This is a genomic window from Chloroflexota bacterium, from assembly GCA_016219275.1.
Taxonomy (GTDB): domain Bacteria; phylum Chloroflexota; class Anaerolineae; order UBA4142; family UBA4142; genus JACRBM01.
In genome coordinates, this window is the sequence record JACRBM010000051.1 from 1 (window position 1) to 16,063 (window position 16,063).

At 56.7% G+C, this 16,063-nt stretch carries 11 protein-coding genes; 4 read left to right on the forward strand and 7 right to left on the reverse strand.

What is annotated here, in order from left to right:
- The first annotated feature begins 247 nt into the window (after nt 1-247).
- The 3 genes from HY868_12890 to HY868_12900 all read left to right on the forward strand — a co-directional run bounded on the left by HY868_12890 (nt 248) and on the right by HY868_12900 (nt 6,270).
- Nucleotides 248-1,006: a hypothetical protein gene (locus HY868_12890; GenBank protein MBI5303026.1), complete on the forward strand. Its 759-nt coding sequence runs from the start codon at nt 248-250 to the stop codon at nt 1,004-1,006.
- 374 nt (nt 1,007-1,380) lie between these two features.
- Nucleotides 1,381-4,830, forward strand: a complete 3,450-nt coding sequence (locus HY868_12895; GenBank protein ID MBI5303027.1) for a hypothetical protein — start codon at nt 1,381-1,383, stop codon at nt 4,828-4,830.
- Nucleotides 4,831-4,848: 18 nt separating this feature from the next.
- On the forward strand, nt 4,849-6,270 hold the full coding sequence (locus tag HY868_12900; GenBank protein ID MBI5303028.1) for a hypothetical protein: 1,422 nt from the start codon (nt 4,849-4,851) through the stop codon (nt 6,268-6,270).
- 67 nt (nt 6,271-6,337) lie between these two features.
- On the opposite strand, the gene HY868_12905 is transcribed toward HY868_12900, so the two are convergent.
- From HY868_12905 to HY868_12935, 7 genes are all read right to left on the reverse strand, one after another.
- On the reverse strand, nt 6,338-8,317 hold the full coding sequence (locus tag HY868_12905; protein MBI5303029.1) for a hypothetical protein: 1,980 nt from the start codon (nt 8,315-8,317) through the stop codon (nt 6,338-6,340).
- A 184-nt stretch (nt 8,318-8,501) separates the two neighbouring features.
- On the reverse strand, nt 8,502-10,742 hold the full coding sequence (locus HY868_12910) for a bifunctional alpha,alpha-trehalose-phosphate synthase (UDP-forming)/trehalose-phosphatase (GenBank protein ID MBI5303030.1): 2,241 nt from the start codon (nt 10,740-10,742) through the stop codon (nt 8,502-8,504).
- A gap of 230 nt (nt 10,743-10,972) precedes the next feature.
- Nucleotides 10,973-12,103 (reverse strand): HEAT repeat domain-containing protein, encoded by a 1,131-nt coding sequence (locus tag HY868_12915; GenBank protein ID MBI5303031.1) that lies wholly within the window; start codon nt 12,101-12,103, stop codon nt 10,973-10,975.
- Between the two features lie 167 nt (nt 12,104-12,270).
- Nucleotides 12,271-12,498, reverse strand: a complete 228-nt coding sequence (locus tag HY868_12920; protein ID MBI5303032.1) for a CsbD family protein — start codon at nt 12,496-12,498, stop codon at nt 12,271-12,273.
- 71 nt (nt 12,499-12,569) lie between these two features.
- Entirely contained in the window at nt 12,570-12,836 is a 267-nt protein-coding gene (locus HY868_12925) for a GlsB/YeaQ/YmgE family stress response membrane protein (protein MBI5303033.1), read from the reverse strand.
- 36 nt (nt 12,837-12,872) lie between these two features.
- A complete protein-coding gene (locus tag HY868_12930; protein ID MBI5303034.1) occupies nt 12,873-13,313 on the reverse strand; it encodes a response regulator transcription factor in 441 nt (146 codons plus the stop codon).
- 569 nt (nt 13,314-13,882) lie between these two features.
- A complete protein-coding gene (locus HY868_12935; protein MBI5303035.1) occupies nt 13,883-15,457 on the reverse strand; it encodes a hypothetical protein in 1,575 nt (524 codons plus the stop codon).
- Nucleotides 15,458-15,786: 329 nt separating this feature from the next.
- On the opposite strand from HY868_12935, the gene secG reads away from it, so the two are divergent.
- A complete protein-coding gene (secG, locus tag HY868_12940; protein ID MBI5303036.1) occupies nt 15,787-16,005 on the forward strand; it encodes a preprotein translocase subunit SecG in 219 nt (72 codons plus the stop codon).
- Nucleotides 16,006-16,063 lie beyond the last annotated feature (58 nt).

Genomic DNA, 16,063 nt, shown 5'->3' on the forward strand with positions numbered 1-16,063 from the left:
CTGGACGCGGATGGAAACGTGACTGTGCGCAAGCCATGCTCGCTGGGTTGAGTGAACTTCACAGCGGTCGTTTTGATAAGGCTTGGCAGAAAACCGTGCCCATTGTCATCTGAAGTCGCCGACACTTTTGCGGTATACTCATTGGGTGACTAGGATTTGTCTACGGATTGCCTTTATGTTACAATATCCGCCGTTATACCGCGCACCAACACATAATGGTGTAATGTTCTGAGGAGGATTCAATTCGATGAATTTTGGAATGTTGCGTAGTGCAGTATTGATTCTGTTGACCCTCGTTCTGGGCGCGTGTGGACCCGAACCGACTCCAACGCCAGTACCAACCGCCACGTCTATCCCAACCGCGACGCTGGTGCCCGGCACACCAACTCCAACATCAACCCCAACCCTCACGCCGACTGTCACGACGACACGCGTGCCCCCCACGCCCACCGCGACACCTACACCGACGTTTACTCCAACACCCAATCCACGCGATTTGTTGGTGAACGCGTTTAGCAGCGCCGTCCAAAAAACCAAGACGTACATGGTGCGGGTCGTGGAAGAAGGACGGTTGATCGCCGTCGTTTTGCCGGATCGTTTTCTCCAACTCGAGAGCGACTATTTCCTCAGAATTGGCGCGACGACTTATTTTTACGACCCTGCCGGCAAATTGGTTGCGCGCAACGCACCAGCGCCTTTTTTTGATCGCGTCGATTTGCGCATCCTGCGCGATCATGTTCTCCAAATCAAACAAGCCACTGCGTTGCCACCCACCACGATTGATGGCGTCCCCTGCATCGGTTATCAAACGACGTTCGCGGTCTCGCGTCCCGAACTACCCAAAACGCCAGGTCCCACGCCACAAATGGTCACCGTCAATCAGCCAGTCAAAATTTGGATCTCGACCAAAGACGGCTTTCCCAAACAAATCAATTTGGGTGATCCTACGCCACTCACGCTGATCTTTTCCGATTTCAATGACCAGTTCGAAATAGTCGCGCCGTAATTTAGCGCCTGCATTTGACGATCAGACGTGTCGTTCACTCTTTCGCAAAACAGTGTAGCCGAAATCAGAATCCAGGTTTCTTCCGGAAACCTGGATTCTTTCTTGTTCACCAAGGAACATTTCCGACTTTACCAGCGTCTTGAAATTAACACGGCAAGCCCTACCACGTTTTTCCACGCTTCATGCCTTCAAATCTGGATGTAACACTTTTGATTCTTGAATTGTAACACGTCTTGTCCTAAAATCGAGGCAGATTTGTTGCATGTTAGTCGTTGGAAATTGGAAGTTGGATCAGTGCCTACCGCTAAACCATCTTTCCGAGTTCCAACCTCTAACTTCCAATCTCCAACCTCCAACCAAAAGGAGATGCCAAAATGAACAGTGTCCTTGCGCTGGTTCGCTGGTTCTGGCAAAAACGCGTGGCTGTCACGGTGGCAGCCATCCTCCTGTTCCTCGCCGCGATGATCGCGGCAACGTACTTGGCGTTCAACCCACTCACGGTCGAATTCGACAACCAAAAAACGATTGTCGTCGGTCCGACCCAGTTCGCGCCCGAAAACCCATCCGCCGTCCGCGTCGTCGTGCGCGATCTCAACGATCAGCCAATTGCGAACGCGAACGTCACGGTGATGCTCGCGCCCAAGGGCTTGGGGTTCCCGCAAACACTCTACACCGGCAAGACCGATGCGCGCGGCACCGCGCCCGTGTCGTTCACAATCCCGGAAAACACCGCGCGCGAAATGAATCTCGTCGTCGAAACGAATTCCAACGTCGGACGCGACCGCATTACGAAAGAGATCACCGTTCAGCGAAGTTACAAATTACTCATTACGACGGACAAACCCCTCTACCAACCCGGTCAACTCATTCACCTGCGCGCGCTCGCGCTCGGCGCGCTCGATCGCGTGCCGGCAAAAAATCAGAGCATTGAATTTTTGATCGAAGATCCGAAAGGCAACAAAGTCTATCGCAAGACCGTTCAATCATCCGCGTACGGCATCGTCAGCGCGGATTTTCAACTCGCGGACACGGTCAATGCCGGCAACTACAAAATCACCGCAACACTCGGCGACACGAAATCGGAAAAGACGGTGAACGTGAAACCGTACCTCCTGCCGAAATTCAAAATCGTCGCTGAAACCGAACGCACCTACTATTTGCCGGGCGAACGTGTGACCGGCAAACTGCGCGTGGATTATTTCTTCGGCAAGCCGGTCGCCAAAGGCGAGGTGACGATCAAGGGCATCGTCTACGATGTTGCACGCGCCGAGACGATCAACCTCGCCGGCAAGACGGACGACACGGGCGCGTACGCGTTCTCGTTCACGCTGCCAAATTATTTCGCGTCGTCCGGGCTCACTAAAGACCGCGCCGATTTCGGTCTCGAAATTTCGGTGACCGATCAAGCGAATCACACCGAGCAAACCTCGTTGACGCTCCCGATTGCGAACGGCGCGATCATGATTGACGCCGTGCCCGAAAGCGGCACGCTCGTCGCGAACGTCGAGAACATTGTCTACGTACTGACCTCGTTGCCGGACGGCTCGCCGCTGGAAACCGAATTGACGATTAGCGGCGCTGGCGCGCCATTGCAAGCGCACGCCGGCAAGTACGGACTCGCCGAGATTCGTTTCAAGCCGCAGTACTCGAACCTCACGCTCGCGATCGCCGCGCGCGACGCCAAGGGTCGCACCGTGATGCGCAACATTGCTCTACGCGCCGAACCGACCGCGCAAATCTTGCTGCGCGCCAACCGCGCGACATATCGCGTCGGCGAGACGATGAGACTCGATGCGTTCGTCACCGGCGGCGCTGGCTCGGTGTTCTTCGATCTCATCAAGGAAAAACAAACGTTCTCGACGCGCGCGGCAGATGCGAACAACGGTCGCGCGAGTGTAGACATTGACGTGACACCGGAACTTGCCGGCACCGTCCAGGTTCACGCCTACCAAGTCGAACGCGATGGCACGATCAAGCGCGACACGCGCGTCGTCGTCGTCGAGCACGCCGGCGAGTTGAACATCGCGATCAAACCCGACCGCGATGTGTATCGTCCCGGCGAAATGTCCCAAGTCACGTTCAACGTGACGAACCACGAAGGCAAGGGCGTGCAATCCGCGCTCGGCGTGACTGGTGTGGACGAAGCCGTATTCGCGCTCGCCGAGCAAGACCCAGGATTTGCGAAACTGTATTTCCTCCTGCAAAACGAACTACTCGAACCGAAATACCAGGTCAAGGGATTTGCGCTGCCAGAAGTCGTCAGTTACGAAACAGCCAAGCCCATCGAACTCCGCACCGCGCAAGACCTGTCCGCGCGCGCGGCGTGGGCGAACGCCACGCCATTCGACCTGACGATGCGCGTCAACTCCTTGCCGGAAAAACAGGCGGCGGCAACCAAAGCCGAGCGAGAACGTTTTAACAATCTCTTCGATGCGCTCGCGGTCGTTCTCTCGATTGTGCCGTTGCTGTTCGGCGGATTCGTGATGGCGTGCCTCAACGCGAAAAACATCCTGGGCAAAGCGATGGCGTGGTGGGCAGGCGCGTTCGCGATCTATTTCATCGTGTCGCCGATTCTTGTTAGCGGCGCGCTCGTTATCGGCGCGCTTATGTTTTACTTTAAACTCGGGTTGCTCGTCCTCGCGATGCTTGGATTCGCGTGGATTGTCGCGCTTGGTTTTCTGGTCGCCCATGCGATCGCGAAGCAGGATCGCCGGCTCCAAATCGCGATTGCGCTCCTCGTTGCGTACCTCATTCTGTTCGGCATCCTGGGAACCTTTGCCGGTCAAGTTGACCTGGGCGGCACGCGCATGTTGGTCATCCTGTTGACGTTTCTTGCCGGACTCGCCGCGCTCGTGTTGCTCGGCGGCGGCTTGATTCTGCAAGGAGAAAAAACGCCCGGCTATGCGGCGATCATCACCACCCTCCTCGTCATCTTTACCGCGATTCTCCTGTGGCAAATGCCAAACGTGAGTCCGCTCTTGCGCGTGATGGGAAATCCGGCAATCTATAACCCGGTCGGACAACTCACCGGTTGCGCGTCGCAAACCGCTGCACCAACCGCCGCACCGGCGATGCAACGCGCGGCGGCAACTGCCGCGCCCGCGCCCACCTCTGCGCCGGCGGCTGAAGCGCAGAAAGCGACTGCCGCCGGACAAGAACCACCACGCTTGCGCCAATATTTTCCGGAAACGCTCTACGTCAATCCGCAAGTCATCACCGACGAGCGTGGCAACGCGACGATTGAAATTCCGCTCGCCGATTCGATCACGACCTGGCGGCTCGCGGCGATGGCATCGTCGCAACGCGGCGAACTCGGGTCGGCGAGCGCGGGACTGCGCGTGTTCCAAGATTTCTTCGTTGACCTCGATCTGCCGGTCGCGCTGACGCAGAACGACGAGATTTCAATTCCCGTCGCGGTGTACAACTATTTGCCGCAAACGCAAAAAGTGCAACTCCAAGTCGAAAAACAATCCTGGTTCCAACTGCAGGACGACGCGGAGAAATCCATCACGATTGCGTCGAACGACATTGACGTGATCTACTTTCGCATCAAGGCGATGCAATTTGGAATGCAGAGATTGAAAGTGACCGCGCTCGGCGAAAAAATGTCGGACGCGATTCAACGTGAGATTCGCGTCTATCCCGACGGCAAGCCGTTCGAATTGACGCAGAGCAACTGGCTCAAGGGCAACACGACCCAGGTCGTCGAACTGCCGGCGCAAGCAATTCCCGGCGCGTCGCGCATCGAAGTAAAAATCTTTCCGGGCGTGATGAGCCAGGTCGTGAACGGACTCGACGGTCTTTTGCGAATGCCCTTTGGCTGATTTGAGCAAACGACGTCGGTGACGTTCCCAAATGTTCTCGTGCTCAATTACTTGAAAGCCACCAAGCAAGCATCGCCCGAAGTTCAACTGAAGGCGGAGAATTTCATCGCGATCGGTTATCAACGCCTGTTGACGTTCGAAGCGACGGGCGGCGGGTTCTCGCTGTGGAGCGGCGGGACGCCCAGCGTGATGCTCAGTGCGAAAGGTCTGCTCGAATTCGGCGACATGGCGCGCGTATATCCAATTGATCCATCGCTGCTCGAACGCACGCGCCGCTGGTTGTTGTCGAAACAACAATCGGATGGAACCTGGGTCGGCACCGCTGCCTGGGATCATCCACCCGAGTCGGCATCCCAGGATCGCTTGCCGCTCACGGCAGTCGTCGCGTGGGCAATTGCCGAATCCGGCGGCAAGAACGAGTCAGGGACAAGTCGCGCCATCGCGTACATCAAGGAAAACGCGTCACGCGCGAACGATCCGTACACGCTCGCGCTCGTTGCTAACGCACTCGTCGCGTACGACCCGAATGATTCCACCGCACGCGATGCGCTGGCGCGGCTCAATCAGATGCAAGTCGCGGAAGGCGAGGGCGCGTACTTTGCGACCAAGGTCGGCTCATTCACCGGCGCGTATGGCGTTTCCGGCAACATCGAAACGACCTCGCTTGCGGCGTACGCGTTCTTGAAAGGACACGCCCACACCGATACGGCGCAACGCGCGCTGACGTACCTCATGCAAAAGAAAGACGCGCGCGGTACCTGGGGCACGACACAGGCGACGATTCTCGCGCTGCGCGCGCTCGTGCAATCGGCGATAGACGCCGGCGAGCCGGCGCAGGACGCGACCGTGCGCGTGTCGTTCAACGGCGCGCAAGCCAAGCCCATCGTCGTCAACAAGGAAAACTCGGGCGTCGTCCAGGTCGTCACGTTCGACGACGTCAACCCTGGGACGAATCGCCTGGCGTTCCAAGTCGAGGGCAAGGGCTCGCTCGCGTATCAAGTTTCGACGAATTACTACTTGCCTTGGTCGGCGGTGCCGCCCACGCCGGAAAAAGACAAACTGGTGGACATTCAGGTGCGGTACGATCGCACGGCGCTCGCGGTAAATGATGAAGTCGGCGTGACCGCGACGATTCGCTTGGTGAAGGAGGGCAAGGCGCGCATGTCCATCATTGATCTCGGCGTGCCGCCTGGCTTTACCGTCGCGACCGAAGACCTGGACGCCGCGGTCAAATTGAAAAACATCGCGCGCTACGAATTGACCGGGCGACAGATCATCGTCTATCTCGACGAGTTCGATTCGAAAAAACCGGTGACGTTGGCGTATCACTTGAAAGCGAAATTCCCGTTGCGCGCGCAAGCGCCCAGCTCGACGACGTACGATTACTACAATCCGACCGTCGGCTCCACGCAAGCGCCGCAGTTGTTGACGGTTAAATAACCGGCATCGTCTAAAAAAGAATCCAGGTTTCTCGAAAGAAACCTGGATTCTGATTTTGCGCGCGACTCTAGCGCGAGGGTTTGCGCTTGCGCGCGGCGGCGCGGCGCGGACGCGCTTGCGTCGCGACCGGTTTCTTGGGCGCTTGACCGTGCGCGTTGAGCCACTCGACCGCGCCAGGCGTGCGTCGCCAATAGTTGAGATGATCCGCTGCATACGCAATCGCTTCGCGTTCGTCGCCCATGCCGATCAGGTCGGGCAGACGATTGGGCACGCGCTTGCGCCCCGTCAAGTACGCCGGCACATGCGGATTTTCTTCGAGCGCGTCGGCGAGCGCCTTGTTCGCGCGCGCCGTTGCGCCGTGCTTGCGAAATGCCAATAGCGCGCGCGTGTATTGCCACGTCGCCGACCAATCGTCGTGATATTGTTTGAGCAGCGGCGCAATCTCCTCGTCGCGTTCGAGTTGCAACAGCAAATCCACGAGCAAATAACGAATCCCCTGATTATCATTCGGATTCAAGCGCAACATCTCGCGATAATGCGCGAGCGCGTCCTCCTGGCGATTCAAACGCCACAGCGTTTCGGCAAGTCCATGGCGCGCGCGCATGTACGGACGCGTTTCCAGCAAGCCCCAAAAGTGACCGGCATTCTCCGCAAAGAATTCTTTGCCTAACGCGCGCGCGCCCGCCGCGACGCCTTGCGCGTAATACTCCATCGCGCGTTGCAGTGTGTCTGCCTCTTCCTGCGCGAGCAACACGTACGCATCCGCGCAGTCCGCGGAAATCGTCAGCGCGTCGTGCGCCAGCGCGATGCGCTTGGCGGGATTCGTTTCCTCGAACGCATCGTACATCAAATCCTGCGCGCGATCTAAAGCAGATTCGGATGTCTCGCCACGTCCCATTTGGCGCGCGAGTTCTTGCATCGGACGCTCCATCACGCGGCGGTCGAACGCGCGCGGCTCGTCGTCTTTTTCCACATCACCCTCAAAATCCGCCCACTCGACGCGTTGCGCGGGTTGTTCGGCAAGCGGCAAATCGCCCGCGGGATATTTCACCGCGACCTGAAGGGTGCCCGCATGTGTTGGCACATAGAGCGTCATTTCGATGGGTTCGAAATCGCCGCGCCCGTTCGGCTTCAAATGATCGCGCACGAGCATTGGAATCGCGCGGAGCGCGACCTCGTACCACAAGAGTTCGGCGCGTGTGGGTCGCCGCACGGTGCGCGCTTTTTCGACGACGACGACAATCGGGTACGCGTTCGGCGCGGCAATCGCCCAGCCGAATTTTTCGATCGCGTCGAGATCGTCGAACGGCATTTTGGTTGCGTCGTCGAAAAAGCACGAGTGCAAACCCTCGGCGGGAATCGCGTCAAGCGGATTATCGTCTTCGGTGAACGTGCGCCGCACATTGTCCCAGGTCGGATACATCGCCAAACCGTACTCGACGCCGCCTTGCCCCATCACAATCGCGTACCGAAATTCATTTTCGTACGGATGCCGCAACGCGAGCGCGTGATAATTGCTCAGTTGCACCCACGGCGCGGCGCGATAAAATTCGGCGGCGGCAGCGTAAAAACTCGCGATGAGTTCGGGAGAGACGTTGGGCACGGCGACGAGCGCGGGATTCTCCGGTGTGCCCTGGCGCATGTGCGTTTCGAGTTCGCGGATAATGTCGCGCACTTCGTCGGGCATCGGCGCTTCGATGAGGTCTATTTCGAGTTTAGCGTCGGCGAAGAACGCTAGCAGTTTCTCGGCGAGCGCAGAATCACTGACGACGAGACGTTGCGGCGCGCCCGGCTTGCCGCTGTTCGGTGTGGGATGGCGCGCCGCGTTCGATAACGCGTCCCAGACTTGGCGCGGCGTGGGCGACCCAGGAACAAGTTCCGTGCCGCGCATCGCGCCATCGTCCGCGTTGAAGGTGATGATGATGTACGGGCGGTAAGGTTTTTCGTCGGGCGGCGCAACCCAGGTTCGCAATTGCGCGGTCGCGATGAGCCAGGTTTCGTCAAGACGCGGCAGTCGCGCCAGCCCGCCGGCAGTTGATCGTCGCATGAATTCTCCTTTGGAAATGTAGGACAAGTTGCCAACTTGTCCCAGTTCGCTTGTACAGCAACCCCGTGCGGCAAGTTGGAAACCTGCGCTACGATTCATCGCGCGGTTAATTATATCGCAGTTAGCGTTCCGCGCCAAACGCGGATTCGCAAGTCGCGCGCGTTTATCATTTCGCCAAATCACGCTACGCGCCGCGCGACTTGTCGAAATGACACGGGTGATGGACGGCAGCGGTTAGTTCACTCAACAGACGAATCAACTCGGTGGGACTGAACAGATTGAATTTGGCATGTGACGGTGTCATGCCAACCTTGATCGAGTACGCGGTCGGCGGCAGAATCTTGAAGATGTCTTCATCCGAACCGTCGTTGCCAGCCGCCAAAATAAAATCAAAACTCGGATCCGCGAGCCAGTGCATAATGGACGTGCCCTTGCTCACCGAAGCGCTACGTACCTCAACGATTTTGTTGCCCGACAGCACTTGCACATCCGTATTCGCGATAAAGTGAACCAGATCGTCCACCAGTTCTTTTGCGCGCGCCGCGCCGAGACCAAGGTCTGCTTTGCGATAATGCCACGCGATCGAAAACTCCTTCTCCTCGACGAATGAACCGGGCACCCGATCCGCGTACAGGTCGAGGATCGGTAGAACCTGGGTCTTCCAATCGTTCTTCAAGGGTCTGAACAAACGCCACGCGCCATCCTTTTCGCTCAACCATGCGCCGTGCTCGGCGATTAAGTTAACGCCGAGCGCGCCAAACCAAGCGGAGAGCGTTTCCTTGTCGCGTCCGCTGATGAGCACTACCACATTGCTTTGGTCCGCGGCGAATGCCGCGAGAATACGGATCAGGTCTTTGCTGGGTTTTGCCGTCTGCGGTTGCTCGGTGAACGGCGCGAGCGTGCCGTCGTAATCCAGAAGAAACAATCGGCGTTGGGCTTGATGGAAATCCTCCGTCAGTTTTTGTACCGCAAAGTAGCCCAGGTATTTGGCGTCGAATTTTTCTTGCTCGCCGTGGATCGCAATCAGGGTTTGGACGAACTCACTCGCCCAGCTCACGACGTCGTACCGCTTCAAGCGCGTTTGCATGATCGTGTTGCGCCGGATCTGCTCGTCCCGGGGCATCTCCAGGGCTTCTTTGAGCGCGCGCGCAATGTCCTCCGCGTGATTGGGATTGATGATGATGGCTTCGCCCAATTCTTTTACCGCTCCCGCCATCTCGCTCAGAATCAAGACCCCCGTTTGATCCGTGCGCGTGGCGATGTACTCTTTTGCCACCAGGTTCATGCCATCGCGCAACGGCGTGACCAGCACCACGTCCGTCGCCGCGTACAAGGGCACGAGCGTAGTAATCGGCAGAAATTTGTATTGATACAGAATCGGAGTCCATGTGAGCGTCCCAAATTCACCGTTGATTTCTCCGACCAGTCCATCAATCTGGCTCTTGGTTTCTTGATAATGCTCGACCCCGATGCGGGAGGGGACAACAATCATGGACAGCATGACTTTTTCGCGCCATTCCGGATTCTTCTCGAGAAAGCGCGCATAGCCGTGCAGGCGATTGATCACCCCCTTGGAATAATCCAAGCGATCCACCGACAAAATGATCTTGGCGTCTGGGAAGGTTTTCCTCAGTTTGTTTTTGGACTCGCGCGCCTCGGGGCTATGGGCGATCTTCTGGAATCGTTCGAAATCAATCCCCATCGGAAACGTTTCGGCTTTTTTGATGTGCCCATCTACGATCATTTTGCCCATGGTGTGTTCGTGTCCCAGCAAACGCAGCACGCAGCGCAAAAAGTATTCGGTGTAATCGTGCGTGTGGAACCCAAGCAGGTCTGCGCCCAAAAGACCCAGCAGGATTTCTTTGCGCCAAGTTTCCGGCATCAGCCGAAAGATCTCAAACGATGGAAACGGTATATGGAGAAAAAACCCGATCGGCACATCGGGCGCGCGCGCGCGTAGCATCCTGGGCAGCAGCATCAGGTGGTAGTCGTGAACCCATACGACATCGCCCGGTTTTAGAATTTCCAACACCGTGTCGCAAAAAGTTCGATTGACTTGTTCATATTGGTTCCAATAATCCCAATCGTACACCGCGTAGGTTGGGAAATAGTGAAAGAGGGGCCAAATAGTCTTGTTGCAAAAACCGAGGTAGAACTTGTCCATCGCTTCTTCGGTGAGGAAGACTGGGTAGGCGTTGAATTCGCGCGCGCGCGTTTTCAACGCTTCTCTTTTTTCGCCCTCCGCGGAGGCGCCGGGCCAACCGATCCACACATAGTTGAACTGGGTGAACCCCGATCCTTTCAACGAATCCAGGTAGGCGCTCAATCCCGAGACGAGACCGCCCACACTGTCTTTGAATTTCAACTGCCCTTCCTCATCCACGGCAGTAATGGGCAATCGGTTCGATACGATTAACAGTCGCATTTTTTCCTTTCACAGGAACGGGAAACTGCCCAATTCGGGTCGCCCAATTTTCCTAATGGACAAGCCGAAACTGAACAAGGCATTTAGGACGCGGACACATCGCGCGCGAATGAACGCGGATATTTTTCGTATCCGCGAAAATCCGTACGCGAAGCGTCCGCGTCCTAAAATTCTTTGCTTTCTGTACAACGATTCGTGTATCCGATTTGGTGTCGGTGCGGGTGTACGCTCTATGGCGGCAGCGCATAACGCCAGGGCTTGCCATTGGCTAAACCGAACAGATAACCTGGCGAGTCTGCGTCTACGATGAGGTTCGTCGTGAGCGCATGGATCGGCGAACCGGGCAACCAGACCCAGGTGTTACCATTATCGCTGCTAGAGAAAACGCCGAGTGGATCGAGCATCCCAGGGTACATGCTCGACCCGACGAGCGCGGCATATAACTGATGTGCGTTTTGCGCGTCAACCGTGATCGCCGTCATCGTCAGTTGCGTCGGCGTATGCAGCCCGAATTGGAGATGTTGCCACATTATACCGCCATCAGAACTGTGATACAAACCGGAATTGGCGGTTGCCAAGTAGATGATCTTTCCATCCGGACCAGTGACCAGATCGAGCGGAGCGTCGGGTAGCCGGCTGATAAAATCCCAGGTTGTGCCGCGCCGCACGTACAGATCACTTCCGGTAACTGCGTAGAGCATTGGATGCGTGGATCTAGTTACCGAGATATCCCGCACACGATAATCTGGGACGCCAAGTTCTTTGGCAATCTCTGCCTTGATCATGCTCACGGCAGATTGCGCCGCTTCACGAACCTCCAAACTATCCTCGTTCACTTGAAGCACTTCGAGGCGCGACAGATTTTGCCATGCGTAAATTTCGCCCAGGGATAGCGCCGCCTCCGCCCGCACACGCGCATGCGGATCGTGCGTTGCCGCTGCCAGCGCGGCAATTGCACGATATTCCCGGCGCATTCCAAGCACTTGAGCCGCGCCCGCGCGCACCCCGGCGTCGGAATCGTTCAGCGCGTCCAACAGCACTGGTACAACTTTGGACGAAGCGCCCTTGAGTAAAGTAAGCGACAACTCGCGATGAGATGGCGTTTCGTTTTGCTTCAGCCCTGGTAAGAGACTGTGATATGCATCCAGCGTATCTACCGTCGCCAATTGACGCGCGTTTTGTTCGATGGTTGGAGCATTCTCCGCACGCCCAGTGTGATTCGTCGAATGGTCAGTCAAGCCGCGCGGCGCTGTTTGCGCCGCACTCGGATTTGCCTCGCGTGGCACGGTTAACGGAGTGGCAGATGGCGCGGATGAACGGATGCCGTATGCCACGAACAATGTAACGGCTATCGAAAACAATGCCAGCTCCAGCAATCGCGTCCTGGATGGAATCCTCAGAGATGTCTGGAATGGATGCGGTGCGTGATGCCAATGGATGCGGTGCATCATTCCCTCCTTTCTGGGAATTGGCGCAGATATCTCACCCGACGATGACGAGTCGCCAAGCGGATGCTCGCTCGGATAGGTTAGTGACCGACGAGCGCCCGGTGAGCCTTTTCGAATTCGCCCAGTCGTTGTTGGATCTGCTTTTCGGCGCGTTGCGCGCTATACGCGTATCGCGCCATGAGTACGCTCACGAGAATATCGTAGTGACCGTTGATCGCTTCCAGGTCGTCGTCAGTGAGTCGGTCCCACCACATTTTCATTTGTGGTTGCAATTGATTCCAGTTGCCCATCAGCACATCTTGCATCATTCTATTCTCCTGTCTCGGATTGTCAGTTCGAAAGCGTTTGAGGTTGCCCAAATGACCTGACAATTCCATGATTACAGACCACGCATCGGGCGCGCGATCAATCGCAAGACCGAGATCGTGACGAGCGCACCCAGGAACGCTACGATGATCGTGGGCAGGTTAATGCCGGTAACCGCATCGTGGATGTTGAACAACGCTGTAGCGAGAAATCCTCCGACGAGAGCGCCGACAAAACCGATGATGACGTCTCCCAGCAATCCGTACCCGCCGCCGCGCATGACTGCGCCTGCCAGCCAGCCGGCGATCAAACCAACGACAAGCCATGACAATATGCCCATGCGTGTACTCCTTTCATTTTGCTGCGAAAAGGTCGGTTACCGTTTACGCAATCGTGTCCGACTCGTCATCAATCGCCCATGCGGATGGTTGAAACCTGGATGCCGGCGTCGCCGTATTTTCTTGGCGCGCTTTTCGATTACCGGCACGATCTCGGCAAACTGTGTGGACTTGTCGAAAAAGAAATCCGCACCCGCGTCCAGACATTTTTTCTGATAGTACGGATAGTTCGTCAGGACGATCACAGTCGGCGCAGGATTGATTTGCTTGATGGCGCGGAGCACATCCAGTCCCGTACCTTCTCCCAGCAAGCGAAGATCCAAAAGCACCATGTCCGGTTTGAGACGCAAGATCATTTGCGTCGCCTCACTCGCGCCAGCCGCTTCGCCGACGATTTCAATATCGCTGACCTGGGCAAGTAGCCGGGTCAGTCGCTGGCGGATAAAGACCGAATCATCAACCAGAAATATCTTGAGCATGGTCGCACGTGATGAGCGGAAAAACTCTACCGCGCCGAATACACTAGTCCAAAGTTCGCCCGGCAGCAACCCTCAAAACAACCACATCCGCGTCGTCCTAATTTCTATTCGCGTGTCGAATTTCTTTTGACAAGAAAACAAAAACCTAACAAACATTTAATCTCTCTTCAAGGTCCTAACATTAGAAAAACCATAATCCTATTCGATCAACCGATTCTCGATCGCATCGCGCGCGAGTTCAGCATTGCCACGCATGTTCATTTTTTGGAGAATGCGTAAGTGATAGGTAGAACAGAGTGAGGGCACGATCATTGATGACGGAGGAACCGGACCGGAGAACTGCACGGTGTCTAGGCAATCCGTATGCTATCACACCCTTTGTTTGGTTACAAGAGGGCATGTAAAAATATCGAAAGCGCTGCGACGGCGGTTCAGCCCATCCTCGCAAAGGTTACTGATCACTTTGAGCCATCAAACCTTCACAAGGTTCATTTGTCATGGAAAACAAAACCTGGAAACGCGAGAATAAATTCGCGTTCCCAGGTTTCATTTTTCTATTCATCAACGTATCAGCGCGGCATCTTTTGCATCGCCAGCATCATCGCGCTCAACGCGCCGTCTTCCATACGTTGCTCGCTGACAAGCGCGGCGATGACGAAAAGTGTTTCGCCTCTTTGCGCGACGAGCGCGGCATAGCGACCGCCGCTGAATTCACGCCAGACCCAGATCGCGCTGTCGCCCAACCCATCCATGCGCTTGACGCGCACAGCGGTTGCGTCGCGCGCCGCGTCAGGAAAATCGCTCAGCATCTCGCGGAACCACGCGCCGGCAGTGTACATCGTCAACAGTTTGGCGGACAGAATGCTCGACGCGCGCGGGTTCGCCGCTTCGATTACGCTGGCGATGCCGAGTAATTGCTCCAAGCGTTTGTTGTCTGTGAGTTTCCCGGCGATGACCGCGCGATCGGATTGCGCCGACGCGGGCAACACGGCTGGCACATTTGCCGGCGCGAGTTTGTTCGGCGTATACGCGACGCTGCCAAAGCCGCACAGTCCGCGCACGGTCACGCGACTGCTTGGCACGAGGAACAAGGTCATTTCGGTTGGCGATTCCTTGACCGCTTCACCCAGGATTTCCGCCGCGTCGCCGCGCGTCAAGTCAGGACAACCGGAAAGTGATATTGGAGTCGTCATCCGCGGCGCGAACGACACGACGACTAGCGTCGCTTCGTACTCGTTCGCGGCGATCTCTTTGCTCGCAAATTCTTGTTGTGGATAGGGTGTCAGCGCGTTCAGGAAAACGGTGTACGATTCGAATACAGTACTGCGTTTGAAGGCGCTGTCAGGATTCGCGTCCAGGGTCAGGCGCTCGGTCTTGCCGTCGCGTTGCAGAGCCACGACGACATTCGCCGTACCGCTCGTCGCGCATAGCGCTCGCATTGGACAACGCGAATCTTGCTGCATGGCTTCAAAGGTCGCTTGCATTTTGTCGTCCAGCGTGACGGTCTGTCCAACCTTGAGCGTAAACGGTTCGGCAAGTCGCGGCGCGGACGAAACCAGTGATCCCGCGCGCACGCGTAGCGTAGCGCGATAATCGTCCATCGGCATCGGCGTTCCGACCGCTTGCAGACGCGGCGCGACATCCATCAACTCGACGACATAGCCGCCGAATGCGCCGCGTTGTCGGTAATCGGCTGGGCTGTTGCTCAGATCGAATCGCGCGGACTTGCCATTGCTCTCGACCGTAATCAGCACGCGAACTTTTCCCGCCTGGACACAGGCAACGTTGACCGGACAGCGTGAGTCTTCACGGACGGTCGTGAAGAAAACGCGCGTGTTGTTCGCGTCGGCGAGCGTTGCCCATTGACTCACCTTGAGCGTGAAGGGTTCGTTCAGGCGCGCGGTGATTCCATTCGTTGCGGCAAGTGTAGGTGTTGTCATTTGTGGCGTCGCCGTTGCTGTCGCACTGCTGAGTGGCATCGCGGTCGGCGTGACACGCGCGGGAATCGCGGTCAAGGTCAGCGGATAAGTAGTCGGCGCCGGTTCCCAGGGCGATTCGCGCGGCGGCAGGAGTGGCGTATTACACGCGACGAGTAACGCGGCGATAATATATACAACGCGCGCGAATGAAATCGAATGACGCATCATGGTTCTCCTTTGATGCCAGATCAATATTGTCGTACCGTTCATCCTTGCGAAGGTCTGAAAGCGCGCTTCCTCGACGAAATGATTCGCAACCTTCGCAAGGATGGGCTGTAGATCAAAATCGTCGGCAGTCATTAGACGTCACGATGCCGCATTCGGTTCCGCGCGAACAACGAGAGCAATTTTCCAAATTGCCCCACAATTTCGCACTCCATTTTTTGATTGGCAAACCAATTGTGGCAAATGCGTCGTCCCTACCGCCATCGCGAATTTGCCCCTTGCCGCGTCTTTTGCTATAATGCGCCCACTCTCGCTTGGAAGGAAAGACCGTGTATCTCAACCTCATTCAGATTATCATTTCGGTGACGTTGATCGTCGTCATCCTGCTCCAGATCAAAGGCGACACGACCGGGGGCGTGTTTGGCGGCGCGGGCGTCGCGCGCACGCGGCGCGGTTTAGAATTGCGCCTGTTCCAAATCACCATTGCGTTGTCCGTGATCTTTCTCCTCATCTCTTTCTTCAGCGCGTTCCTCGCGGTGCGCTCCTAACGCGCGCCTCGTTACCATACTGTTTAGCCAAATTGGACGCAACCCGTTTTCCATCAAA